The organism is Spirosoma oryzicola (assembly GCF_021233055.1).
Taxonomy (GTDB): domain Bacteria; phylum Bacteroidota; class Bacteroidia; order Cytophagales; family Spirosomataceae; genus Spirosoma; species Spirosoma oryzicola.
Window position 1 is genome coordinate 5,053,943 of the sequence record NZ_CP089538.1, and the last position, 24,726, is coordinate 5,078,668.

At 51.9% G+C, this 24,726-nt stretch carries 18 protein-coding genes; 14 read left to right on the forward strand and 4 right to left on the reverse strand.

Annotated features, from left to right (window positions below; translation table 11 throughout):
* From LQ777_RS21295 to nfi, 5 genes are all read left to right on the forward strand, one after another.
* Complete coding sequence (locus LQ777_RS21295; protein WP_232559953.1) at positions 1-1,152, forward strand: helix-turn-helix domain-containing protein; 1,152 nt, start codon at positions 1-3, stop codon at positions 1,150-1,152.
* 50 nt (positions 1,153-1,202) lie between these two features.
* Positions 1,203-2,726, forward strand: coding sequence for a S41 family peptidase (locus LQ777_RS21300; protein ID WP_232559954.1), 1,524 nt, complete (start codon positions 1,203-1,205; stop codon positions 2,724-2,726).
* Between the two features lie 54 nt (positions 2,727-2,780).
* A complete protein-coding gene (locus LQ777_RS21305) occupies positions 2,781-3,002 on the forward strand; it encodes a hypothetical protein (protein ID WP_232559955.1) in 222 nt (73 codons plus the stop codon).
* Entirely contained in the window at positions 2,999-3,415 is a 417-nt protein-coding gene (locus LQ777_RS21310; RefSeq protein WP_232559956.1) for a putative toxin-antitoxin system toxin component, PIN family, read from the forward strand. Before LQ777_RS21305 ends, LQ777_RS21310 begins: the two co-directional genes overlap by 4 nt.
* A 120-nt stretch (positions 3,416-3,535) precedes the next feature.
* Positions 3,536-4,258 carry a deoxyribonuclease V gene (gene nfi / locus LQ777_RS21315; RefSeq protein ID WP_232559957.1) on the forward strand — a complete coding sequence of 241 codons (723 nt, stop codon included), beginning with the start codon at positions 3,536-3,538 and terminating at the stop codon, positions 4,256-4,258.
* Between the two features lie 171 nt (positions 4,259-4,429).
* Here the strand turns inward: nfi and cydB are convergent, their stop codons facing one another.
* Positions 4,430-5,464, reverse strand: a complete 1,035-nt coding sequence (gene cydB / locus LQ777_RS21320) for a cytochrome d ubiquinol oxidase subunit II (protein WP_232559958.1) — start codon at positions 5,462-5,464, stop codon at positions 4,430-4,432.
* Positions 5,465-5,549: 85 nt separating this feature from the next.
* Positions 5,550-6,920 carry a cytochrome ubiquinol oxidase subunit I gene (locus LQ777_RS21325; protein WP_232559959.1) on the reverse strand — a complete coding sequence of 457 codons (1,371 nt, stop codon included), beginning with the start codon at positions 6,918-6,920 and terminating at the stop codon, positions 5,550-5,552.
* A gap of 215 nt (positions 6,921-7,135) precedes the next feature.
* Here LQ777_RS21325 and LQ777_RS21330 point away from each other — a divergent pair, with 215 nt between their 5' ends.
* The 3 genes from LQ777_RS21330 to LQ777_RS21340 all read left to right on the forward strand — a co-directional run bounded on the left by LQ777_RS21330 (position 7,136) and on the right by LQ777_RS21340 (position 12,459).
* Positions 7,136-9,154, forward strand: a complete 2,019-nt coding sequence (locus LQ777_RS21330) for a hypothetical protein (RefSeq protein WP_232559960.1) — start codon at positions 7,136-7,138, stop codon at positions 9,152-9,154.
* 283 nt (positions 9,155-9,437) lie between these two features.
* Positions 9,438-9,785 (forward strand): winged helix-turn-helix domain-containing protein, encoded by a 348-nt coding sequence (locus LQ777_RS21335; RefSeq protein WP_232559961.1) that lies wholly within the window; start codon positions 9,438-9,440, stop codon positions 9,783-9,785.
* A gap of 103 nt (positions 9,786-9,888) precedes the next feature.
* Complete coding sequence (locus LQ777_RS21340; protein ID WP_232559962.1) at positions 9,889-12,459, forward strand: TonB-dependent receptor plug domain-containing protein; 2,571 nt, start codon at positions 9,889-9,891, stop codon at positions 12,457-12,459.
* 76 nt (positions 12,460-12,535) lie between these two features.
* Here the strand turns inward: LQ777_RS21340 and LQ777_RS21345 are convergent, their stop codons facing one another.
* On the reverse strand, positions 12,536-13,897 hold the full coding sequence (locus LQ777_RS21345) for a PQQ-dependent sugar dehydrogenase (RefSeq protein ID WP_232559963.1): 1,362 nt from the start codon (positions 13,895-13,897) through the stop codon (positions 12,536-12,538).
* 99 nt (positions 13,898-13,996) lie between these two features.
* Here LQ777_RS21345 and LQ777_RS21350 point away from each other — a divergent pair, with 99 nt between their 5' ends.
* The 3 genes from LQ777_RS21350 (at position 13,997) to LQ777_RS21360 (ending at position 16,338) form a co-directional block, all read left to right on the forward strand.
* Complete coding sequence (locus tag LQ777_RS21350) at positions 13,997-14,338, forward strand: tRNA-binding protein (protein ID WP_232559964.1); 342 nt, start codon at positions 13,997-13,999, stop codon at positions 14,336-14,338.
* A gap of 77 nt (positions 14,339-14,415) precedes the next feature.
* Positions 14,416-14,940 (forward strand): hypothetical protein, encoded by a 525-nt coding sequence (locus LQ777_RS21355; RefSeq protein WP_232559965.1) that lies wholly within the window; start codon positions 14,416-14,418, stop codon positions 14,938-14,940.
* A 93-nt stretch (positions 14,941-15,033) separates the two neighbouring features.
* Positions 15,034-16,338 carry an adenylate/guanylate cyclase domain-containing protein gene (locus LQ777_RS21360; RefSeq protein WP_232559966.1) on the forward strand — a complete coding sequence of 435 codons (1,305 nt, stop codon included), beginning with the start codon at positions 15,034-15,036 and terminating at the stop codon, positions 16,336-16,338.
* A gap of 68 nt (positions 16,339-16,406) precedes the next feature.
* Here the strand turns inward: LQ777_RS21360 and LQ777_RS21365 are convergent, their stop codons facing one another.
* Positions 16,407-20,066 (reverse strand): BamA/TamA family outer membrane protein, encoded by a 3,660-nt coding sequence (locus LQ777_RS21365; RefSeq protein ID WP_232559967.1) that lies wholly within the window; start codon positions 20,064-20,066, stop codon positions 16,407-16,409.
* A 195-nt stretch (positions 20,067-20,261) separates the two neighbouring features.
* Between LQ777_RS21365 and LQ777_RS21370 the strand changes: the two genes are divergently transcribed.
* The 3 genes from LQ777_RS21370 (at position 20,262) to LQ777_RS21380 (ending at position 24,648) form a co-directional block, all read left to right on the forward strand.
* Entirely contained in the window at positions 20,262-21,506 is a 1,245-nt protein-coding gene (locus LQ777_RS21370; protein ID WP_232559968.1) for a Pycsar system effector family protein, read from the forward strand.
* Between the two features lie 125 nt (positions 21,507-21,631).
* Positions 21,632-23,017 carry a M28 family metallopeptidase gene (locus tag LQ777_RS21375; protein WP_232559969.1) on the forward strand — a complete coding sequence of 462 codons (1,386 nt, stop codon included), beginning with the start codon at positions 21,632-21,634 and terminating at the stop codon, positions 23,015-23,017.
* A 374-nt stretch (positions 23,018-23,391) separates the two neighbouring features.
* Complete coding sequence (locus LQ777_RS21380; protein ID WP_232559970.1) at positions 23,392-24,648, forward strand: aminotransferase class V-fold PLP-dependent enzyme; 1,257 nt, start codon at positions 23,392-23,394, stop codon at positions 24,646-24,648.
* The last annotated feature ends 78 nt before the right edge of the window (positions 24,649-24,726 follow it).

Consider the following 24,726-nt stretch of genomic DNA (forward strand, 5'->3'; position numbering starts at 1 on the left):
ATGACCATCGCTCCCTTCGACCTGCTTCTGCTGCTGGGTACGTTGCAAGGATTCATTCTGGCTACGCTGCTGTGGATCAATGGTAAAGGGAACCGATTATCGAACCGACTCTTGGCTACGCTTATTGGGTTGCTGGCCATGATGAGTCTGGCCGTGGGCGTTCCCATACCGAACCCGTGGGTAGGGCTTCTACTGGATTTGCTGCCACTCTTCGTCATCATGCCGCTCGGCCCCCTGATGTACTTCTACAGCAAATCTATGCTGGATCCAGCGTTTCAACTAGGGCGGCAAGAACGACGTCATTTTTACCCGGCAGTGCTGGATCTGGGGTCTCCACTAATCATCTGGACATTTTTCATCGGAAAGTTTCTGGGATTGGTTGACGGAAAAAGCGGTCCTGCTTGGGGGCACGCCATGCAGGAGTACAACACCTACGCCGACATTCCGCGCTGGATTTCGCTGACGGTTTATCTCGTATTGACGGGTCGCTTGCTCAACAGTTATCGAGCCACCCGGACCAAACAGCCGGACGAAAAAAACCTTCGCTTGCTCCGACAATTTTTCACCGCATTTCTGATTTTTCAGGTTATCTGGTTTATCCACTTGGTGCCGTACATCATCCCGGCTACCCGTGGGCCGCTACTGGATCGCGTTGGCTGGTATCCGATCTACGTTCCTATTGCCGTGCTAATTTATTGGCTGGGATTGAAAGGTTATCTGCACGCCCGGTCAACAACCCCTGTCGTCCAGCCCCCCAAACCTGCGGGTGCCGAACTACCCGAAGCAATCGTGAAGCCGGTTGTCGATGCGCTCTTGAACGCTATGTCGGCGAAGCAGTTGTTTTTAGATCCTGAACTGACGGTTGAAAAACTAGGTCAGCATACGCAACTAAGTCCTAAACTGATCTCCGCCGTTCTGAACCAGCACGTACGCAAAAACTTCAATGGCTTCGTCAACGAATACCGCGTTGATGCGGTGAAGCAGCGGCTAACTGACCCTGCTTACGGGAACCTGACTCTAACAGGCATTGCCTTCGACTGTGGCTTCAACTCACAGGCCACTTTTCAACGAACATTCAAGCAGCTGACGGGCGTGTCGCCGGGCGAATACCAGGCGCAACAAAAGAAAAACACTGCTCAAATCCGGATTTGAGCAGATCCGCTCATTGGTTTTAGCCTGTTTTGGGCCAAAATCAGCGAATTATGAGCAACCTCTACCATCTTCTCTTTTTTCTTCTATCCTGCTCCCTACACGCCCAATCGGTTCGTGACACCTTGCAAACCACTATGCTGCAACCCGCCGATATGCAGGCTGACTTTCGGTATTTCCGCCGGTTGCTGGAAGAAACCCATCCCGGTCTGTACCGCTACACGCCCAAAGCAATCATGCAGGCTAAACTGGACAGTATCGACGGTACGTTGACGAAGCCAATGCCGTTCCATGCCTTTTACCAAACCATCGAAGCCCTTATCGTTGACATTCGCTGTGCGCACACCCACGCATTCCCGACTAAAGAATGGCGACGGGGTTTCGACACCTGGAAAACGTTTCCGCTGTTTATCCTGCCCATCCAAGATCGCTCGTACGTGCTATTCAACGGCACCGCCAATCCGCTTATCAAGCCAGGCTTCGAACTACTGCGTATCAACGGGCGGGATATGGCCAGTATTCAGCTGATCCTGTATCGCTACCACTGGGCCGATGGCTACATCCAGACCTCGAAGCAGGCTAGCATGAAAGGCGCACTTTTCGCCTTATTCTACTACTGGTTCGTTGAGCAACCGGATACGTTTCAGCTATCGTTCAGGACGCTGGCGGGTGATACAATTCAGGTCGATGTGCCGGCTCAGCCTTTCCATACGTCGCTAAAGGGGTACATCAAGAATCCCGTCAACAAGCAAATGATCGCGTGGTATTATCAAAAGAACCAGAAGCATCCCTGGCGGCTCTCCTTTCCGAAAGACGTTGCCCAAACGGCCTACCTGCGTATCGACGGCTTCAGTGGCGAAGGGGCTAGCAGCAACGAAACCGCCGTGGCCCGGTTCCGAGTGTTCATGGATAAGACGATGGCGAAGATTGAGAAACTAAAAGCCCGTAACCTGATCGTTGACATCCGGGATAATCCGGGCGGCTGGGATAGCCAGGGCATTGAACTGTTCACGTACCTGATGAGGTCGAATTCTGCGGCTCCATATTATGCCCGGCAACATAGTGTTACGGATAGCTCAGCATTTATCGAGTTTTCGGATTTGTCGGAGGCTGATCGGAAGAACATAAAAAACGAACTACTACCCGAACCGGATGGAACGTTTACGCTCAGACAGGGCGACAGTGGTCGGGGTCCCAAACGGTACTCACCCAAACCAAACCGATTCAGGGGAAAAGTTTATGTACTCATGAATGGCCAGAGTGCGTCGACCACATCTGAGTTTCTAGCCGTTGCGCACGCCAACAAGGTAGGTGTGTTTATCGGTGAAGAATCCGGTGGTGCTTACGAAGGGGGAAATGGCGGAAGCTTTATTACGCTGGAACTGCCTCACTCCAAGATTCAGGTGGGTACGCCCCTCGTCTATTACAACATGGCTGTCGGAAAAACAGGCGCCAGAGGACGCGGAACCCTCCCCGATTATACCATCCCGATCAGTCTAAAAAACATCCTTGAGCACACCGACGACCAACTGGACTTTGTAAAGAAATTGATCAGAACGCACTTAAGCTCAAACTGAAGCTCCTTCGTATGCATTTAGAAATTAATTATTTTTGTTCAAACGCTATGAACTATGGCCGCGCTTAGTAACCTCCAAATTGAGCTTCTAAAGACTTTTTCAAGACCAATCTCTGAAAAGCAGCTACACGAAATTCGTCAGCTATTGGCTGATTATTTTGCCCAGAAAATAGATAACGAAGTCGATCAGCTTTTTGAGCAAAATAATTGGGACGCCACAAAAGTTGACGAGTGGCTGGGGGAACACTCACGCACTCCCTACCGGATTCAGCAATGAGAATTGTGCTAGATACCAATTGTTTACTGGCGATTACCCCCAAGATTTCACCTTTCCGACCCATCTTCGACGCATTCAGATCCGGCAAGTTTGAATTGGCAGTTTCCAGCGAAATCTTGACAGAGTATCATGAAATCGCTGGTCAGAAAATGACTCCTCAGATTGCAGAAAACATCATCGAGTTGATTCTGAAACAGGACAATACGGTACAAACAGAAATTTTTTATCGTTGGCAACTAATTACTATTGACCCTGATGATAATAAATTTGTTGACACTGCAATTTCTTCTGGAGCTGACTATATTGTTACCAACGATGCTCATTTCCGTGCGCTTCGGGATATTCCATTTCCCAAAGTAGCCGTCATTTCTATTCAGGATTTTTTATCACTTCTACAGACGGCTGACAGCTAGTGCAAGCACTTTGTTCGCATGGAGAAACCGGTTGTCCATACCGTCTAACTAACTATAAGCTAGCTTTTCAAACCACGACCCGTTCTCGTTCGTTAGGTGAAAGCCCGCTTTCTTGTTCATATGGCCACTTACCAACCCCTCCACGACTGGAACGTTTCACCCGCTGAGGCCGTCGCGCTGCAAAAACAGTTGCGTTCGCAGATTCGGATCGAGCCGCTGACAACTCCGCCAAAGACGATTGCGGGCTGCGATATTTCGTTCAACAAGTTTGAGGAAACGGTTTACGCCGGAATTGTCGTACTAGATCTGGAAACGCTCGAAACCATCGAAGAAGCGGGGGTAATCAGCACGGCTCCGTTTCCGTACATTCCGGGTCTGCTGTCGTTCCGTGAGATTCCGTCGCTGTTGCAGGCGTGGGCCAAACTAAAGACCGAACCCGACGTGGTGATGTTCGACGGTCACGGTACGGCTCATCCGCGCCGGATCGGGATTGCTTCCCACGCTGGTTTATTCCTGAACCGGCCGACGTTTGGCTGCGGCAAATCAGTGCTGGTGGGTAAGTACGAAGAGCCTGCTCCCGAACGCGGTTCCTGGTCGCCGATGATGCATTACGGCGATGTGGTAGGCGCGGCTTTGCGGACCAAAAACAAAGTCAATCCGGTTTACGTCTCTCCCGGTCATTTGATCGATCTGGAAACCGCTATATCACTTACATTAGCCTGCGACGGTGGCCGTTTCCACGGCGGCCGTGGAGTCGGCTACCGGATTCCCGAGCCGACGCGCCGGACGCATAATCTGGTAAACGCCTTACGTAAAGGCGAACGACCTGATCTGACGGATTAAGTACTCAAACAAAAATAGTTTAAAGTATTTTATAATGGCGTTTTTGTCATACTGACGGAGGAAGCATCTTCGGATGAGTGAATCAACCCAGCTATCGAAGATGCTTCCTTCCGCTCCGGCGGGCCGGTCAGCATGACAAAAAACAATCTAAATTATTATCAGTAGACCTGCTTAGTAGCTGTGATCTTCAATTTTCACTTTTCCCCGGAAGGTCCAAAACATAAACACCGTATAGGTAGCCACCAGCGGCATTCCGATAACGGCAAACAACAGCATCGTGCGCAGGGAAGCATCCGACGAAGCCGCTTCGTAGATGCTGATGTGGCCTCTGGGATCAACGTTCGACAAGACCAGATTTGGGTACAGCCCCATCGCAAATAGAATCAACAGCAGCGCGGTCGTGATGGACGACGAGATGAACCCCCGTTGATATTGCCGTTTTTCAATGCTCCGACGAATGTTTAGAACGATTAGCACGGCGGCAATGGCAATACCGAACAAAGCCGGATGCTGCTTGAAAATAGCCGTCATATGGGGCACGTAAATAAGCGTTGCCATCGACGTAGCGACGAAACACAGAATAAAAAACTTGCTGGTATTATTGGCGATAATGGTCAGCCGGGTAAAAATGCGATCTTCGGTCTTCATGATCAGGTACATCGATCCGTGCATCATAAACAGCGCCAGCACCGTAACGGCAACCAGCAGCGCGTACGGATTGAAAAAATCGCGCAGCCGTCCCACAAATTCGTGATTTGCATTGAGCGGTAGTCCCTGAATGAGATTCCCTAAAATCAGTCCCAGCAGCAACGAGATAACGATACTGGACGCGCAAAAGCTGACATCCCACAGTTTTCGCCACCACTTCATGTCTTCCTTCCCCCGAAACTCAATCGAGATCGCCCGGAAAATAATGGCGACCAGAAACAGAATAAATGGCAAATACAGGACCGACAGGATCGTGCCGTACACCAGCGGAAAAGCCGCAAACAAAGCCCCCGCCCCGATAACGAGCCATACTTCGTTCCCGTCCCAGACTGGCCCAATAGCATTGAGTGCAATCCGGCGACTTTCTTCTTTCCGAAAAAACAAATGCACCGCGCCCGCACCCAGATCAAATCCATCTAAAATTCCGTAACCGCTGATCAGCGCGCCAATCAGCAAAAACCACCACGTGGGTAGATCAATTCCAAGAATGGTATCCATACCTAAACAGTGAATGTGTTGTTGAGCGAAGAAGTGATTGAGCGAATAAACTGCTTTGGCACAAGTTCATTCGCTCTTTGGCTCATTAGCTGAGTACTGGATTCATGCGCGACGACGTTTCTTCCTGTTCCGTATCCACGTCGGGGCCATGCTGAATTTTTTTGTTCAGCAGGTACAAAAACAAGGCAAACAGCATCACGTAAATAAACGTGAACAGAATCAGCGAAGCCAGTACGTGCTCGGCTTTGACCGCCTGCGAGAGGGCATTGGAGGTGCGGAGCAACCCGTACACGACCCACGGCTGACGACCGACCTCCGCCGTATACCAACCCACCTGATTAGCAATCTGCGGCAAGAGCACCGCGAAAACGAAAACGCTCATCAGCCAGCGCGTCTCGAACAGTTTTTTTCGGTAAAGCAGGTACAAACTAAACAAGGTCAGCGCAATAAGCGTCATCCCGATGGCGACCATGAGGTGATACGTCTGAAACACGAAATTGACCGCAGTCGGGCGATTTTCGGGTTTGATGCTGTTCAGACCGGGAATGGGCTGGTTGAAATCCTGATGCACCAGAAACGATAAGCCACCCGGAATTTTTAGCCCCATCGTCTTTTGCTCTTTCGCATTGACCCAACCCATCAAATACATATCCGCAGGGGCCGATTTCTCGAAGTGGCCTTCCATCGCGGCCAGTTTCGCGGGTTGGTACTTGGTGACGACTTCGGCGGATTTATGCCCCGTAACCAACTGACCCAGGGCCGAAACAGCCGCTACCCAAAGCGCAATTTTGAAGGCAGCCTGCGCGTGACCAACGTGTTGCTTTTTGAGGATGTACCACGCGCTCACGCTCAACACCAGAAATGAACCGGCCAGCAACGCACCGATCAGTACGTGCGAATACCGCTCAACCGACGACGGGTTGAAAACCATCGCCCAGAAATCCGTAACGATAGCGCGGGCTTTCATGCCTTGTCCTTCGATCCGATAACCCGATGGCGTTTGCTGCCAGGAGTTGGCCACCACAATCCAGAGCGCCGAAAAAATAGAGCCCAGTGCTACCAGAACGGTCGCCATGAAATGCACGCGTGGGCTGACCTTGTTCCATCCGAACAGCAGAATACCGAGAAAAGCTGACTCCAAGGCGAACGCGAAAATGCCTTCTGCCGCCAGCGCCGACCCGAAGATATCGCCCACGTAACGCGAGTAAGTAGCCCAGTTGGTGCCAAACTCAAACTCCATGACGATACCCGTAGCTACGCCAATCCCGAAGATTAGCGCAAAAATCCGGACCCAGAACCGGGTCAGCTCTTCGTAAAGTTTGTTTTTTGTTTTGAGATACAGCCCTTCCATCACCACCAGACAAACGCCCAGACCAATGCTCAGGGGCGGGTAGATGTAATGAAACGCGATGGTGAAAGCGAACTGAATTCGGGAGAGTAATTCGACATTGTCCATAACCATACGATAGCAGGGACGAATCGCCGAGGTCGCAGACAGACGGTGCGATTATAGGCGAACAAGGCGAGAAAACTATCACCCGAAAGGTACAACCGGAACGCACACGGCGGACCAAATTTACCGGGATTTTCGCTAAAAAAATACGGTCGTCTTATCCCTCGGTAAGCCGCAAAGCTTTACATTCAACAAATTGATGAATCAATCCAATTACCGTGCAACCTGCCCGACCGCACTCGTTTCAGCAACAGGCTAGAAACTACATTACCGCCTTCTACCAGACGCAGCGAAATGCGTTCGTCGTTATCGTTACGCTGCTTATTTCGTTTTACATCCTGACCGTTCCCGACCAGGCCGCCGACATGATCAATGCCGTGATCGACAGCGGTGTGTTCAGTCAGTTGTTTCAGTTTATTCTGCTCAGCACGTTTATCTGGAGCTGGACCGTGTATGGCAGCACCCGCATGATTCTGCATATTTCGCCGGTTGGGATTCGGCTCAATCAGGAAGCAGACAGGCTGTTGCGCTGGCTCCCCAAACTCGGCGGCATGATTCCGGCGCTGATCCTGGCCTATGCCTTCTGGGAGCCTAACCGCTGGCAGCCGTATTTGCTGGTGCTGGAAAGTGGTCTGATGCTGGTGCTCTTTCTCCGGGTCGAGCAGCGAATTCCGGTTTTCGAACTGCCGGCACACTGGCGCTTTTCGGATCGGTACACCAGTTTCCGGCAGGACATCCGGGAGCTTTGGCGGCATCCGTTAGGTCGATTGGTCGTTTCGGGTGGCTTGCTGTTGACGGCTTTTCTGATCGTCTTGTTTAGCCTGCCCGTTGAATGGGAACTAGCCCGTCGGTTACGGCCTACGGCCATTATCATTTTCGGTATTTCGATGTACACCTTCTGGGGTAGTCTGGTGGTGTATTTCAACGACTACCGCTACCGTCCGCTGGTTCTGCTGGTCTTTCTGTACATGATTGGAATCAGTGCGTTCAACGACAACACCAGCATTCGACAGGCGACCGACGCTGCCGTACCCCCGATTGCCCAACGCCCAACGGTGGCCGCTCATTTTACACAGTGGGTGGTCGCTCGTCGGCAGGAAGATGGCGACACCATTCCGCTAGTACTTGTCGCAGCAGAGGGTGGTGGCATTCGGGCGTTAAACTGGACCGCCGAAACCCTGATTCGACTCGATTCCATCATTCCCGGTTTTAGTCGGCATGTGTACGCGCTCAGTGGCGTATCGGGCGGGGGCGTCGGAACGGTTTTCTATACGGCTTTCCTGCGCGACTTCGCCAAAAACGAACGCAGTAAACGATTCGAACAATTCCGAAAAGCCATTCGGGATGATTACTTATCGGCGGTATCAGCGACACTACTATTTCCCGAATCCGTGCAACGCTTGCTGCCAGTTCCCGTATCGGCCCTGGAACGAGCTAAGTGGTTGGAAGACTCCTGGTCAGGTTCGTATTACGACAATCTGGGTTTGAAAACGCTCGATTCGTCGCTGACCCAGTTGTATCAAACCCGCACTGGCTACAATTATGACCTGCCTTCGCTGCTACTGAACGGAACCCTCGCCGAATCGGGTCAGAAAGTAATCACCTCGAACCTGCAACTCGACACCCGCTATTTTAAGAATGTCGTCTCGACGCTGGATGTCATTCAGGCTGATGTTCCACTAAAAACGGCGGCTTCGTTATGTAGTCGGTTTCCGGTTGTCACCAACGGCGGTTTAATCCAAAAAGATACCCTGGTGAACAACAGACGCCAACAACTGTACGGCGGACACGTAGTGGACGGCGGTTATTTCGATAATTCCGGCGTTGAAACCTGCATTCAGTTGTTGAACAATCTCGTGCCTTTCATCCGGCGACTGGACACGCTCGAACGCGTGACGGTTGTTCCGTACATTCTTTTTATACAAAACAGCAACACGGTCGGTAAGCTACCGAAGAAGCGCTCGGTGTTGCAGGAAGTGCAGATTCCACTGCTGGCTTTTTTCAACGCCTGGGACAATGGGTCCATCACCCGCGACAACATGTTCAACTCTTTCATCGACCGCTTTGCCAACCCCAAGACGAACTACCTGACGCTCCGGCTAGCCTACAACGCCAAATATCCGCTGGGCTGGTTTATGTCCGACAGCGTTGCTCACAGCATCAGTCGGCAGGCAACCGATTCGATCAGCCTGAAGAATAAAGAACTGGTGCGCTTGAAACGGGCCTTCACTCGATAGCTAGGGGCTGGCCAGGACGCTATGTTTTATACCTACGTGGTGTCGGTTTCTCAAAACCGACACCACTCCCGAAACCGACACCTCTCCCAAATGATTATGCGTACAACGATCCGCGAGATGATATAGATCTAGTGGGAGTAATCGATTAATGATTCGTATGCCGTATCTTGGAGATACGGCATACGAATCATTAATCGATTACTTCTGAAAACCACGATTACCCATCGTTGAGAAAATCCCGCTCTATCGTACTTTAGCGGCTGAATTAACTTCTGTTTCGGACATGAACCTTCGCATTAACGGGCGTATCTGGCTTGAAACGGTCTCTGCCGACGGCGCAGAACGGTTTATCGGTATTGGTCGGCTCGAGTTACTCGGTCACATTCAGCGAACTGGCTCGATCAATCAGGCGGCCAAAGCCATGAACATGTCGTACAAGCGGGCGTGGGAAATGGTGCACTCCATGAATACCCAGGCCGCAACCCCACTGGTGACCACACAAACCGGGGGCGAAAAAGGGGGCGGCACCGTCGTAACCGCCGAAGGCGAAAAATACCTCGCCCACTACCGCGCCCTGCACGAGCGATTCCAAAAATTTATGGCCGACGAGCTGGCAAACCTTCCGGCTTAACCCCTCCGAATGTCTTCGAACGGTACCATAGGATACGAAAACAAAGCGTTATTTCCCAACAACCAGAACGAGCGTTATATTTCGCCAGTAATAACGCTCGTTCATGAAACACATCTTCCTCTTTCTTTTTTTTACCAGTCAGGCGGTGGCGTCTACAATGCTGCCTGATAGTACGATCAACCCTAAAGATTCTCTTCGCAAAATTGAGCTGAACGAGATTGTTGTCACCGCTTCCCGCATCTCCGAAAGCGTCCTGAAATCGCCGGTGAGTATTGAGGTACTCGACGCGCGGCAGATTCGGATGTCGGCCCAACCTTCTTACTTCGACGCGATCGAAAACCTGAAAGGGGTCCAACTCATGACCGCCAGTCTGGGCTTCAAAGTGTACAACACGCGGGGATTTGCCAATCCGACAAACGTGCGGTTTGTGCAGCTTGTCGATGGCATGGACAATCAGGCTCCTCACATCGGAGCACCCATTGCCAACGCGCTGGCTCCCTCCGATCTGGACATTCAGCGGGTCGAGATTGTACCGGGCGCGGCTTCGGCGCTGTACGGCATGAATGCATTAAATGGCCTGGCGCAACTCATCACCAAAGATCCGTTTACGTCGCGCGGATTAAGCATCAGTCAGAAAACAGGCGTGAACCACATCAACGATCCGCTCTCGTCGGCGAAAGTATTCAGCGAAACCAGTCTGCGCTACGCGAATACCATCGGTTCGCGGCTGGCCTTCAAAGTAAATCTAACCTACCAACGGGGCTACGACTGGATTGCCCGCGACTTAACTGATTTGAATCCTAATGCCAATACAACCCTTGGACTAACCGGCCCGGAAAACCCCGGTCGTGATCTGGTCAACAACTACGGCGATGAATCAGCGAACCGACGCACACTGACCATTGGCGGGAAGCGCTACGTGGTATCCCGTACGGGTTATTTTGAAAACGAAACAACGGATTTGAGCCTGAATAACCTCCGGGGTGACGCGGCTATTTTCTGGCGTATTCTGCCGAAGTTAACGATCTCATATCGCTACAAAGCGGCTACACTCGACAATGTCTACCAGCGTACAAACCGGTTCCGACTCGACAATTACGTCCTCGACCAGCATGGCCTGACGCTCGAATCACCGTCGGTGCAGATCCGGGCGTACCGGACCCGCGAGAACACCGGCGATTCGTACAATATCCGCTCGATGGCCGAAAACATTGACAAATCGTTTAAATCCGATAATCAGTGGTTTACTGATTTTACGAATCAATTCACGGCTAGTACGGCGGCTGGTCAACCCATCACCAATGCGCTGGCAACCGCCCGCACCTTCGCCGATGCAGGCCGCCCACAGCCGGGTTCAGAAACGTTCGACAGCCAGATCGCCAGACTGCGGGACATCAACAACTGGGACATTGGCGCGGCTCTGCGCGTAAAATCGTGGATGTACCATGTGGAAGGCCAGGTAGAACCAACACGTGTTTTGTGGGCTGGTTTCCGCCAAAAAACGGGCATTGATCTGCTGGCGGGTTTCGACTACCGGCGGTATGTCGTTTTTCCCGATGGTAATTATTTTATCAACCCTGACCGTACCGATCACAATCTGATTTACGGTAAAACCGGCGGCTTCGTGCAGGCGTCGCGGTCGTTTTTCGGTGATCGGTTGAGCCTGCGCGGATCGGTACGGGTCGATAAAAACCGCTATTTCGACCCTAAAGTCAATCCACGCATTTCGCTCGTCTTCTCCCCCACCGAGAACCACAATTTTCGCGCTTCTTACCAGACCGGTTACCGGTTTCCGTCGCTTTTCGAAGCGTTCTCGAACGTCAATTCGGGAGGGGTCAAGCGCGTTGGCGGGCTAAAAATCATGTCGCAGGGTATTTTCGAGAACTCCTACTTCCGCACTTCCATCGACGCCTTCCAGAACGCGATTACCACTGACGTCAATACGAATAAGTTAACCACCGAGCAGGCTATTCAGAAAAACAAAGGACTGCTTCGACCCAATACGTATACATACCTAAAACCAGAGCAGGTCAATAGCATTGAGGTTGGGTACAAAGGGCTATTTTTCACGAAGAAACTATACGTAGACGTCGATTTTTATTACAACGTTTACCGCAATTTCATTGCTCAGGTCGAAGCCAATATTCCGAAACGAAGTAACCCGGATTCGATTCCCTACTACCTGGCTGACCGTAACCAGCAGGACCGCTACCGGCTCTGGACCAATTCCAAAACGACGGTGTACAACTACGGTTCCAGTCTGGGACTGCGGTATTCAGCAGGGCATAATTGGGTGTTTTCCGGCAACGCGTCATTGGCCCGACTCGACCGTACGGACCAGGGTGACGGCCTGGAAGAAGCCTTTAACACACCTCAATGGATAACGAATCTAAGCGTCTCGAACCCCGACTTAGGCAATGGTTTTGGTTTTTCTATTAATTACAAATACCAGAGTTCGTTTCTGTGGCAATCGTCGCTGGCGACGGGTATGGTTCCCGCGATCAATACCTTCGACGTGCAAATCAGCTACGCGCTACCAGCCCGGACGCTCGGCCCACTCTTCTTCAAATTGGGCGCTACCAATCTGCTGAATCGTTCGTACACGACCTTCACCGCCGGACCAAGCGTAGGCGGGTTTTATTATGCAACAGTGACACTAAACATCCCACAGTAAATTAGGGAACAAGCTAAAAAGCCCTGACTTTGTGTAGCAAGACACGAAATCAGGGCTTTTTATTTTTAGGTTAGTACTACTTTTTAGCGCTATACATAACCCGCCAAACTTTACCTTTTACTGAATCGGTGATGTACAGCGAACCGTCGGGACCTTGCGCCAGTCCCATTGGACGTGCTTTCGCATCACCCGGACTCGCCAGATCGAGCTTACCTGCGTTGACGTTCGTGCCGGGTTTACCCTGCTCGGCTACACCCGCGAAATTTTCCGCAAACACTTCGTACTTGCCCGACGGACGACCGTCTTTCCCGAATGGAATAAACGCTACAAAGTAACCGCCCTGTTTCAGCGGAGCCCGGTTCCATGAGCCGTGGAAGCAAACAAACGCACCATTTTTGTATTTCGCAGGAAATAGATTTCCCGTGTAAAACAGCAGGTCGTTGGGTGCCCAGTGGCCAGGGAATGCCATAATCGGCTTTTCTTTTCCGGCGCAGCGGTCTTCTTTTGTGCCGTCTCCACCGTATTCAGGAGCCAGTATTTTTTTGTTTTTGTTATGGTCGTTGTAGCAGTAAGGCCAGCCAAAGTCAGCACCTTCTTTGATCATTAAAAACTCTTCCGAAGGCAGTTCCGCGCTTACTTCGTCGGTGAATACACCACCCCAGTTGTTGAGGTTATCGCGACCGTGTTGCAGCGCGTAGAGCGAATTTGTCGCCGTGTTCCAGTCGAGGGCGACGGCGTTACGGATACCCGTTGCGTACCGTTTTCCGTCCGACTGCTTCTGGTTTTGTTTGTTGGCGTCGAATACCCAGATACCGCCGTAATTTTCCAGAATTGGGCAAGGGTCCATTCCCTTCGAGCCTTTTTGCCGGTCTTTTTCCTGACAGGCGTTGGAGGGTGCTCCGAAATTGACGTACAATTTCCCATCCGGCGAGAGCGCCAGTGATTTACCCGCGTGCTGGCGTTGAAGCGTCAGACCAACGACAATCGGTTCAGCGGGGGTGGTTTCCATTACCTTACCGTTGGTCAGCTTGTAGCGGTACACCGATGTATCCGACGATGCGTACAGGTATCCATCGTAGATGCCCATACCTGTACCGGTGTAGTTGCCGAACGTCACGGTCTGATCGGCCCGACCATCGCCGTCGGTATCCAGCAGTTCAACGTTTCCTTTACCGTCTTTGAGTTTGTCCAGTTTGACAAATACGGTACCCGCCTTATCGACAACGATGTGCCGAGCTTTACCGACATTGTCAGCGAATACCAACGCCTGAAAACCCGTAGTTAGCTTGATGCCACCATTGTCGGGATCGGGCGCAATCGCGTTTCGTTTGGTGGTAATCCGGTGATCCGTTGATGAATGAATTCTAGCTGACTTGACGGGCGGCTCAGCGACGGCGACCGTCGTAGTCATGGCCAGCAACAGTAACGTTGATTTCATGATTGAGTTTAAGTTGTAAGGATTGTTAACAGGCGTGTAACGATTGCTCGCTCACAAAAGTTTTTGGCTGTACTAGTCATTCCGTGACTAATTTGCGGCATGAGCAATGAACCCTTATCCTGGTCCGATTTTGAGAAAGTAGAAATCCGTACGGGTACGATCCTTTCCGTAGACGCTTTCCCGGAAGCCCGCAAACCAGCGTACAAACTAACGATTGATTTTGGTGATTTTGGCATCAAACGCACCTCCGCGCAGATCACCAAACTGTACTCAATGGATGAACTGGTTGGCAAGCAGGTCGTAGCGGTTGTTAACTTTCCGCCAAAACAGATCGCTACGTTTATGAGCGAATGCCTGGTTCTGGGTGCTGTCGCCGACGATGGCACCGTTACGCTTCTGCAAACCGAACGTCCGACGGTTAATGGCCTGCGCATTGGCTGATCGTCCGTTGTAAACCAGTGCGTATGACCGTATAAAAAATCATTGTCGTATTCCGACGCCGTTTTCGTTTTACACGTATGAAAACCCTTTTAGTAGCCTGCTTACTAGTTTTATCCATCGCTGCACGTACGTACGCCCAACGTGCCGATGACACATCGCATTACCGAACGGTTCCGGTTCCGGCTCACCTAATGCCCATCGAACGGACGGCGGCTTCGCTGGGGACCGTCTATTTTTACGGCGGCAAACGGCTTTCTTCACCGTTTGCGCTCGAAGTACCTTTCTACGAACTCAACGATCCGACCGTCAACCATCATTTTCGAACGTTTCGCACCTTAACGACGCTCAGCCGGTTAACGTCGCTGGCGACGCTGGCCTACGTTCTCTTCAGCAAAAACGGCAGCAACAGTACCTATTGGATCGTGTACGGATCATCGATCGGTGCGTCGCTTACGCTGGCATTTATTGGAAACGGGCACGTCAACAAAGCCGTTACGCGCTACAACGAAATGCTCCGACAGCCCCGTCTGGGCATGTCCGTTGCGCCCATACCCTTAACCGGAAGCCAGGCGATTGGTGTGGGTATTGCCTGTAAGTTCTGAAAGCAGAATCATCCGGAATCAATCCAGGACGGTCGGTGTTGATTTCAAACGAATCATCCTCTTGACTATGTAATGACATTTACGTTTCGCTCCATGCAGAAGCCACCGATCGAGTCTTACTTTCGGGAGCACTTCTCCGATGAAAGTCTGAAACGGGAAGCGCAACGGGCAGGCGTCTTATCGGCCATGTTTCTGTTCGCTACGGTAGTGCTGGCCATTTTACACCCTCTGCTGCGTAATGACAACCTGATATCCATTCCCAGCCCCGTTATGCTCACGGTTATACCCTATCTGGTGGGCATGGGCGGGTACGAATGGGGCATCCGGCGCTTGTTTACGCAACAGTTGAAGCGCCATCAGGACATCCCGACGTTCTTTAAGTTTGCCAATGCTACCTTCGAGATCAGCTCTATTTCGTTTATCATCCTGATTGTATCCCGTCATCTGAGCGACCGGTTGCTGGCACTCGACAGTCCGCTGACGTACATCTACCTGTTTTTCATCATTCTTTCCACCCTTCGGCTCAACTTCTGGCTATCGGTCTACACGGGTGCTATCGCCGGGGCTGAGTATATCGGTCTTTATTTTCTAATTGCTGGTTCCGTCAGCGAACCGTACCGGGAGATCGACTTGTTTGTACACCTGCCCCTAATGTTTATCATCAAAGGGGGGCTGCTGATTATGGCTGGTCTGGCAGCGGGTTATGTATCCCGGCAGATTCGGCTTAGTATTACGGATACCATTCGGGCTACTGAAACGGAGCAAAATGCCGTAACGCTGTTTGGTCAGCAGGTGTCGCCCCAGATTGCCCGCGCCGTACTGGAGCAAAAAGGAAACTATCAGAGTCACCGCATGCGTGTGGCTGTTATGTTTCTCGACATCCGCGATTTTACGAACTACGCCACTCACCAGGCTCCCGAAGACGTTATGGCGTATCAGAACACGTTCTTCGGTATCATTATCCGCATCGTCGAACAGTACGGTGGTGTTGTAAACCAGTTTCTCGGCGATGGCTGCATGATCACCTTCGGAGCGCCCGTAGAGGTGGAAAACCCCGCCGAAGTAGCCGTTGAAGCGGGGTTTACCATTCTCCGAGAAATACGCAAAGCTGTTACGGACGAGTTGATGATTCCTACAGCAATAGGCATTGGTATTCACCTCGGCGACGCGGTGGTTGGCAATATTGGCACCGAAACGCGCCAACAATATTCCGTGACCGGCAACGTCGTGATACTGGCCGCCCGCATTGAACAGCTCAACAAACCGTTTAAGACGCAGTTTCTGGTGTCGCGGGAGGTGTACGAATCGCTGACTATGCCGCCCGAAACGGCCCGCGCCTTGGGTCCAACGGTTATCAAAGGCGTTGACGAGGAAATTGAGCTATACCAATTGTTTTAGCCTCACACCCTCTCCTGTTTGCGGAAGAAGAACTTTTCACGCGTGTCAACAGCCCTACGAAGAGCGTCTTAAAAGAAGAAACCGACGCGCAGCATGGGAATCCGATCTTCGCGGGAAAGAGCGTACAACACAGAAATCACCGCTGTGTTGTAGGGCGACAGCCAGATACCACCGCCGTAGCCGTGATGCCATACGCTTGACTTTTCGCCATCAACCCATACGCGTCCCACGTCATTAAATCCGACAATTCCGGCATACGCCGGAAAAAGGTAGGTACGAATGGTCAATAGACGCAAGCGCAAATCCAGGTTATGGAAGAAAGCGCTTTCACCCGCAAAACGGGTCCGCCGGAAACCCCGGAGGTTGGTCAGTCCGCCGAGTGTACTCGCCTGAAAAAATTCGAAGTTATCGCTTAAATTCAAACTTGTACCGACGCGAGTGGCAATAGTGAGCAGCGCAGGCAGCCGAATACTGGCATAAAACGAAAGATCAGATTGCAACTGCGTAAACGGACGCGTCTGGCTGTTTAGTCCTTTGTAAGCCGTTAATGCGGTGCGCCACAGAACACCACGGGTTGTCAAGAGGGCGTTGTTGCGGGTATCGACAGTGAAGCCCGCTTTCAGCCCGCCGTACCAGAACGACTCGAACAGTCGCTCGCCGTTGGGGATGCTTTGCGCGTACTCCTGAATAAATTTTCGCTGCTCATCGTCCACTTCAACCCGCTCAACGGCAGGGCCGTAAAAAAAGGTAGCCCTCCCTACCCGATTCTGCAACAAAGCGTTCAGACTCCAATTGTCGAACCGGACCCGGTAGTAGTTGACCCCGCGCTCTTTGTTGAATACGGTTTCGTTGCCGATGCCGAAGAAGTTCTGAACAAAATTTGGTGCTTTGATATCCGCATTGACAACCAGATCGGTTTTGCCAAGCAAGTCGGTAAAGGTTCCGTCGTAGTGAAAGCTAAACGCGTCCGTAGCGAAGGCATGGCTGGCCAACAGGCGATGCTGCTGCGAAAAGGGTTCCTTCCGAAAACCCTGCGTCCGGTGCAAAACACCCGCGCCCAGAAACAACCCATCGTCGGGGTTCAACTGCACCGACGCCAGCGGCATGGTCAGATCGTAGCGAAAAGCCATCCGGTCATAGCGATTAACCGCTTTGTTGTCGGACAACCGACTGCGTGTTTCTGACCCTCCGGTTATCGTCGTGTTTTTACGAAAATCATACACCCACGTTTTTCGCGACAAGCCCCGCACCGACGAACTATCAATGATCACATCGTCGCCTTTACCACCGATAATGCGTACCAAACTTCCTTCCGGCGCGGCACCACGTAATGTAAACCGGTCGTCACCGCCTAGTCCGTACAACCGAACCTCCTCCGTTTCCTTTGCGTCGAATCGCCGTTTGTAAAGTACCTGCGTTGCTTTTTCTGCTTTATTGAGTTTGTACACAACCACATCGGTTTGCCCGTCCGGGCGTCGGGTCACGTCGAAAAGCTCGTCTTTGTCGCTGCCTACCACGTCCACCGCCTTAGCCAGAAAACGGTACTGCTCATCGGCATAATGCGCGAGATCGGCCCGGCGCTGACGTAGTTTGGCGGCAATTGTCTCGGCCGTTAATCCGCGTGATGGCTCTGGTAGTTGGCGCAAGGCGCTGTTTATTTTCTCGTCCGTGAGGCTTTCGCGCAGTGAATCAGCCATCGCCAGCCAGTCGGCACGGCCAGGCTCCGTCAGAAACGAACGGTCGAAAAAGCGGGCGTTGGTATTGAAACCGGGGGCATACCGGAGTTTGTAATCGAATCCCTGAATTTTGGGCATCAGCCAACGCCGGCTGGCGATCTTCGGCAATATGCCTTCGTTGACGAAAAAAGCCTGATCGCGGTCGCGGGGAACCGGCTCAAACCGCATTCCTTTTCCCGATTTGAAACTCGCCCACCGCCACTGGTCGTCGTGGCGATCCCAGTCGCCAACCCACATATCGAACAGCCGCGCCCGCAGCACCGCCCGCTGATCGACGCGGTTATCGTTATCATCCTGTAGTTTTTCGAGCAGCTTGGGTGTGCTATACAGCTTGGTTGTGTTGCCAAACAAGCCGGTTCCTTTATAATTGCCGTCGGCTCGTTCTTCAAGAAGCATCAGGGTATTAGCAAACACTTGCTGGTAATCGCGCATGCTCGTGTCGTCGGGCGTTACCACCACGCGTGGGTTGGTATGATAAACACCAGCAGCTTCGGCCAGCGGAGCCACTGCTAACGCGCCAAACGGATGGGAGGCTGAAATCTGATCCTGCACGATGTCATTAGCCAGACCGCTTCGCAACTCGGTTGGGATTGCTTTTTCGGGATACTTTTCGATGGATCGAATCGCATATTCGCGCTTTTTCGGATCAACCAGCCGCAACGATAGGGTCTGCATACCACCACCCCGCTCGGTAGGGACAAGTTGTTCTTTTTTTAAATCCAATACGGGCACGGTGAGTGGGCTGGTCCAGACATCCCGGTAGTTGTCCCCGAACCAAAAGCGCTTTACTGAACCGGCAGCGTAGCGCGCGCCCGGCACTACTCGTGCGCTATCGGGTTCTTTCTGAACGCTACCCGTCGAATTAGACCGGACATTAGGACGAAGCTGAATGACTTTCTGGTACAACAGTTCGCCCGTCGGACTTTCGGCACTGGGTGCGAAAAACGAAATAGTCATCTGGTCGCCGGGACCAAAATCCAGGCGAGCAAATCCTTTCTGTTCACGAGCGAACAAGGATTCCCTGGCTTTTTTGACCGCTTCTTCTTTGGAGCCACTGCCGCTGGTGAGATAGTACAGACTGTCACGCTGAATCAGTTGCAGGTTATGGTCGTGCCCGTTGGTATAGATCAGGTTGCGGTATTTATTGAACACAGCGACCATGCCGTTTCGCAGCTCCCGGTATACCGGATTGGGCAAGTCCTGCAAGCTCCCGAAAACCGACCGATAAACGGGGTAAATCGAGCCAATGACCGGTAACGGAATGTACAGCCATTTGCGAAGGCTCGTCAGAGGAAACAGATGATCTTTAAACGTGTAATAGCCGCCGTGCTGACCGTGACTGTACATGGGATGGTGCCCGGCAACCACCACGCGCCGATGGCGGTTCCGATACAGAATATCATCCAGTTGGGTCAGAAAGTCGGGTAACGTTTTTGCCCCACAGTCGGAGCCTTCGCCGGGCTTATCCCACGGATGCAGCCAGTACTGCGTATCCATCAGCACAAGCGTGAGCGAATCCGACAACGGTATCTCCACCGGACCGGGGCAGCCATCGTTCGGAAAAAACACATCGTCGCGACCCGTATACTGCCGCACAAAATCCTGCTGATTTTTAATGCGCTGCCAACCCTCACGCCCGCTTCTGTCCCAATCGTGGTTCCCCGGAATGGCAAAAATTCGGCCCGGAAAGGCGGTACGCAGGTCAAGCTGCTGGCTCATTCGCCGTTCGCCATCCGCACGGTCGGGGTGATCGGCATCAGGCAAGCCATGCTGATAGATATTATCGCCCAGTAAAATCAGCGAACTGTTTGGTCCAGCCGTTTGTAGCTGAGCACGCAGTGTATTCAGGACAGGATCTTTACCATCGGGAACGGGTGCCCCGGCATCACCCAACAGAAAAATCCGATAGGCTGTCTGCGCCCGGACAGCGGTCGTCTGCCCAACGAGCCAGCCAGTAATCGACAGAAAAACCAGCGAGTAAAAAAACTTCATACGAGCAACAAGTTGAAAATAGAGGATCAATTTTGCGGAGACTTCCATCACTACATTGTACCTGGTCAACGCGTTAGCCAGAAAATCGTGCCGATCAGGCAATACATCGTATGAAATTAACCTCGGCTACGTAACGGAATCCGTCTGTAATTCGTTACCTTGTAGCCTACCGGCAAGTTTAGTAAAACCAACCGTATGATCGCTCAGGAAACCACGCTGCTTCATCAAACCCGGATTTACGCCGAATCGTTGCTCAAGCAGCTTCCATTAGATTATACCTACCATAACCTGAGCCATACGCAGGCTGTGGTAGCCTTTGCCAACGACATTGCCGACCAGGAAGGGATATCCGATCATGACCGAGAAACGGTGCTTATTGCGGCATGGCTGCATGATGTTGGCTATCGACAAGGCTGCGTCAACCACGAAGATACGGGTATTGATCTGGCGCGCCCCTTTCTGATTAAGCTGGGAATGCCCGCCCAACGCGTTGAGGAAGTAGCCACCTGCATTGAAGCGACCAAGATGCCGCAGTCGCCCAACGGGAATCGGCTGGCAGAAATCCTGTGCGATGCGGACCTCGGCCATTTGTCAACGCCCGATTTTCTGGAACGCAGTGAGCAGCTACGGCAGGAGTTGAAACGGACGGGCAACAAAATCAGCAAGAAAAAATGGCGTAAAAAGACGGCTGGGTTTCTGGAAAATCACCATTACTTTACCCACTACGGCCAAAGTGTATTGGCCCCTCGGCAGGCGGCTAATTTAGAGACGCTTCGCCAGCAGGTCGAAGAAGACGGTGACGAGGAAGACGATGATACAAAGCCTGATAAGCCGGGCAAACACGCAAAGAAAAGCAACCGGATCGACCAGCCATCCGGCAATTCACCAGTGGATGGGCCTCCCAAAGCGCGTAAACCGGAACGGGGCATTGAAACAATGTTTCGTCTGACGTCCCAGAATCATTTTCAGTTGAGTGCGATGGCCGACACCAAAGCCAACATCATGATATCGATCAATACCATCGTTATCTCCCTAGTGCTCAGTATTCTGATCCGAAAGCTGGAAGATTGGCCTACCCTGACCATTCCGACCGTTATGTTTACTATAACGAGTGTTATCGCTACGGTACTGGCCGTGTTAGCGACCCGTCCTAACGTAACGAGCGGTACATCCTCCCGCGAGGACATCGAGAACAAGACGGCGAACTTGCTTTTCTTCGGTAATTTTCACCAGATGGACCTTGCGGATTATGAATGGGGGATGCGCCGGATGATGGACGACGCCGACTTTCTATACGCCAGCATGATCCGCGACATTTACTTTCTGGGAAAAGTGCTGGGTAAGAAATACAAGCTACTCCGCTGGTCTTACTCGGTCTTTATGTTCGGATTGATTGCGTCGGTACTGGCCTTCGGCGTAGCAGCGTACGTAAGCCGGTAACGGTAGCGTCTGTTTGGCAGTAGCGTCAGCCAGCAAAATAGTATTTGGTGATTGGTCGGATAAAGGGTGCATACTAGTCTGATTTGCGCTTTTTTGTTAGCTTCGCCTACCCAATCATCAAACGTATGCAGTCAAAAGTAATATTTCCTCTTTTAGTAGCTTCCTTTCTTTCTTCTCCCCTATTAAATGCGCAAACTATCCTAAACCGCGATTCGCAGATTAGCGATCTGGTTGGTCAGGTTTCGGCTGATAGTTTACGGGCGCACATCGACGGACTGGTTAGTTTTGGCACACGTCACACGCTTAGTGTACCCATGAGTGCCAACGAGCAGGCAGGCAAGCGAGGACTGGGTGCCGCCCGCCAGTGGATTCTGGGTAAGTTCAACCAATACGCCAAGCAGTCCGGTGGCCGGTTGACCGCTACGCTTGATACCTGGACACTTCAGCCCGATGGCCGCCGGGTCGATAAGCCAGCCAACATGGGCAACGTGATGGCAACGCTGAAAGGCACCGATCCGAACGACGACCGCATTTTCATTGTGCAGGGCCATATGGACAGCCGCGTCACGAATGTCATGAACCGGGAATCCGACGCACCCGGCGCTAACGACGACGGTTCGGGCACGGCTGCGGTGATTGAACTCTGCCGCGTGATGAGCAAATCATCGTTTCCGGCTACTGTCATTTTTGTAACGCTGACGGGTGAAGAACAGGGTCTTTTAGGCGCTGAACACCTATCGGAGCGGGCGATCAAAGAAAAATGGAACGTCGAGGGTGTACTCAACAACGACATCATGGGCAGCAACAATAGCTCTGATACGCGCATTATCGACAACACCCGGCTACGCGTGTTCAGCGAAGGACTACCCGGTTCGCTCCTGAAAGATACCACCGGTCGTATCGGACAGATTCGGCAGTTCGGTAACGAAAACGACGGGAAAGCCCGGACGCTGGCCCGCTACCTGAAAGAAGTTGGCGAACGTTACGTGGAAAACCTGGAAGTGGTGATGGTGTACCGCAACGACCGCTATCTGCGCGGGGGCGATCATACGCCGTACGTGCAGCGGGGGATTGCAGCCGTTCGCCTGACGGAGATGAACGAAAACTACGAGCACCAGCACCAGGATTTACGGACCCAGAACGGCATTGAGTACGGCGACTACGCTAAATTTATGGACTTCGAATATCTCCGTAAAAATACGGCGGTAAATCTGGCGACACTGGCGAATCTGGCCAAATCGCCGTCGGTACCGCAGCAGGTTACGGTTGACGTTCGGAATCTGACCAACGCAACGGTCCTGTATTGGCAAGCACCGAAGACGGGCAAGGTGAAAGGCTACTACGTGCTGATGCGCGAAACCTACTGGCCTTTCTGGCAAAAGAAATTATTCACGACCAAGCTGGGCATGACCCTGCCTTACTCGAAAGACAATTATTACTTCGCCGTGCAGTCGGTCAGCGAAGACGGCAACGAAAGTTTACCTGTACTGCCTGTTCCGAATTTGAGGTAATATAATTTAACCACAGAGGCACAAAGACTATATTCTTTAGCCTGATTAAAGTCTGTCTAAAAATTTGTGTTTGATCCGTTTTTGTCATCCCGAGGCACGAGGGATCTTCGCTAAAAAAAATTGGGTCGGTTAGCGGAGATCCCTCGTGCCTCGGGATGACAAAACCACCTGTATCAGTTCGTCAGGACAAAACTTAGACAACGCTTAAACTTTCTAGAAGTTAGTCTAAATCGGTGTTTTTGTCATGGCTCTGGCCACCCGGCCCGAGGAACAGAAGTTTAAACAGGTTCATTAAAAGCAGCTCTGTGTTCTTTTCCCTCTGTGGTTACTAGTTTTTGTTTAACTACGATTGATACAAGTAGACCGTGCCACCTATGTCTTCCCTCTCCAAGCGCCAGTTTCTAAAATCTCTCGCCGGTACAGCCGCTTTGTCAACCTGGTCAGGTCTGGATAAGGCATTGGCCAGCGCAGCCGCAACACCAGCTCCCCTTCTAGCCGAGCAGGAAGATTTTTGGGCTAAGATTCGGACGTTGTATCCGGTCACAAACGACTTTATTCAACTCGAAAACGGCTACTATTCACTGGCCGCACAACCGGTGCTGGACCGTTATGTACAACACATTCAGCAGGTCAACGCTGTTTCGTCATATTACATGCGGACGCGCCAGTTCGATGATAAACGGGCTTCGAAAACCCAACTGGCAACATTGCTGGGCTGCTCCCCCGACGAGTTGATCATTACCCGCAACACCACTGAATCGCTGGATACGGTGATCGCCGGAATAAACTGGAAAGCAGGTGACGAGGCCGTGATGGCCGAACAGGATTACGGAGCCATGCTTGATATGTTTCGGCTTCAGGCCCGTCGATATGGTACCGTAAACCGTCTTGTATCCCTGCCTAACCATCCGCAATCCGACGACGAAATTGTGAGTCTGTACGAGCAAGCGATCACGCCAAAAACGCGTCTGCTGATGGTGTGTCACATGGTGAATATTACGGGTCAGATTATGCCGATCCGCCTGGCGCACCGGCATGGCGTTGAGGTATTGGTTGATGGTGCTCACGCGTTTGCGCAACTGGCATTTACGATGCCCGATCTGGGCGGTTGCGATTACTACGCCAGCAGCCTCCACAAATGGCTGGGCACACCGCTAGGCGCGGGTATTCTGTACGTGAGGAAAGACAAAATTTCGTCGCTCTGGCCTTTGTTTGCCGACAGTAGCATGCCCGACGATGATATTCGCAAACTGAACCATACCGGAACCTACCCCGTTGCCACCGATCTGGCCATTCAGGACGCGATTCGCTTCCACGAACGTATTGGTATTGAACGAAAGGAAGCGCGGCTTCGCTACCTGCAACGCTACTGGACCGACCAGATTCGTCACCATCCGAACATTGTACTGAATACGCCCGAATCGCCAACTCGCTCCTGCGCCATCGCCAACGTAGGTATAGCCACCATAAAACCAGCCGACCTATCGAAACGCCTGTTCGAGAACTATAAAATCTTCACCGTAGCCATCGACAACGCCAACGTGCATGGCGTACGCGTTACCCCCCATCTGTACACCACCACCGCCGAACTGGACAGCTTTGTGAAAGCATTGAAGGAACTGGCAGCCTAAACTGACAGACGCAGAATAGGACACAAACTAACTTTTTTATCCTATTCGCTGACGCTAGAGCAACAATAACCCGTATTT

Excerpts from the sequence above, each read along its gene's own strand:
- LQ777_RS21355 (WP_232559965.1), top strand. The coding sequence starts at position 14,416 with ATGAAAACCCTTTTAGTAGCCTGCTTACTAGTTTTATCCATCGCTGCA.
- LQ777_RS21350 (WP_232559964.1), top strand. The coding sequence starts at position 13,997 with ATGAGCAATGAACCCTTATCCTGGTCCGATTTTGAGAAAGTAGAAATC.
- LQ777_RS21310 (WP_232559956.1), top strand. The coding sequence starts at position 2,999 with ATGAGAATTGTGCTAGATACCAATTGTTTACTGGCGATTACCCCCAAG.
- LQ777_RS21325 (WP_232559959.1), bottom strand. The coding sequence starts at position 6,920 with ATGGACAATGTCGAATTACTCTCCCGAATTCAGTTCGCTTTCACCATC.
- LQ777_RS21380 (WP_232559970.1), top strand. The coding sequence starts at position 23,392 with ATGTCTTCCCTCTCCAAGCGCCAGTTTCTAAAATCTCTCGCCGGTACA.
- LQ777_RS21365 (WP_232559967.1), bottom strand. The coding sequence starts at position 20,066 with ATGAAGTTTTTTTACTCGCTGGTTTTTCTGTCGATTACTGGCTGGCTC.
- nfi (WP_232559957.1), top strand. The coding sequence starts at position 3,536 with ATGGCCACTTACCAACCCCTCCACGACTGGAACGTTTCACCCGCTGAG.
- LQ777_RS21295 (WP_232559953.1), top strand. The coding sequence starts at position 1 with ATGACCATCGCTCCCTTCGACCTGCTTCTGCTGCTGGGTACGTTGCAA.
- cydB (WP_232559958.1), bottom strand. The coding sequence starts at position 5,464 with ATGGATACCATTCTTGGAATTGATCTACCCACGTGGTGGTTTTTGCTG.
- LQ777_RS21340 (WP_232559962.1), top strand. The coding sequence starts at position 9,889 with ATGAAACACATCTTCCTCTTTCTTTTTTTTACCAGTCAGGCGGTGGCG.
- LQ777_RS21360 (WP_232559966.1), top strand. The coding sequence starts at position 15,034 with ATGCAGAAGCCACCGATCGAGTCTTACTTTCGGGAGCACTTCTCCGAT.
- LQ777_RS21345 (WP_232559963.1), bottom strand. The coding sequence starts at position 13,897 with ATGAAATCAACGTTACTGTTGCTGGCCATGACTACGACGGTCGCCGTC.
- LQ777_RS21375 (WP_232559969.1), top strand. The coding sequence starts at position 21,632 with ATGCAGTCAAAAGTAATATTTCCTCTTTTAGTAGCTTCCTTTCTTTCT.
- LQ777_RS21300 (WP_232559954.1), top strand. The coding sequence starts at position 1,203 with ATGAGCAACCTCTACCATCTTCTCTTTTTTCTTCTATCCTGCTCCCTA.
- LQ777_RS21305 (WP_232559955.1), top strand. The coding sequence starts at position 2,781 with ATGGCCGCGCTTAGTAACCTCCAAATTGAGCTTCTAAAGACTTTTTCA.
- LQ777_RS21335 (WP_232559961.1), top strand. The coding sequence starts at position 9,438 with ATGAACCTTCGCATTAACGGGCGTATCTGGCTTGAAACGGTCTCTGCC.
- LQ777_RS21370 (WP_232559968.1), top strand. The coding sequence starts at position 20,262 with ATGATCGCTCAGGAAACCACGCTGCTTCATCAAACCCGGATTTACGCC.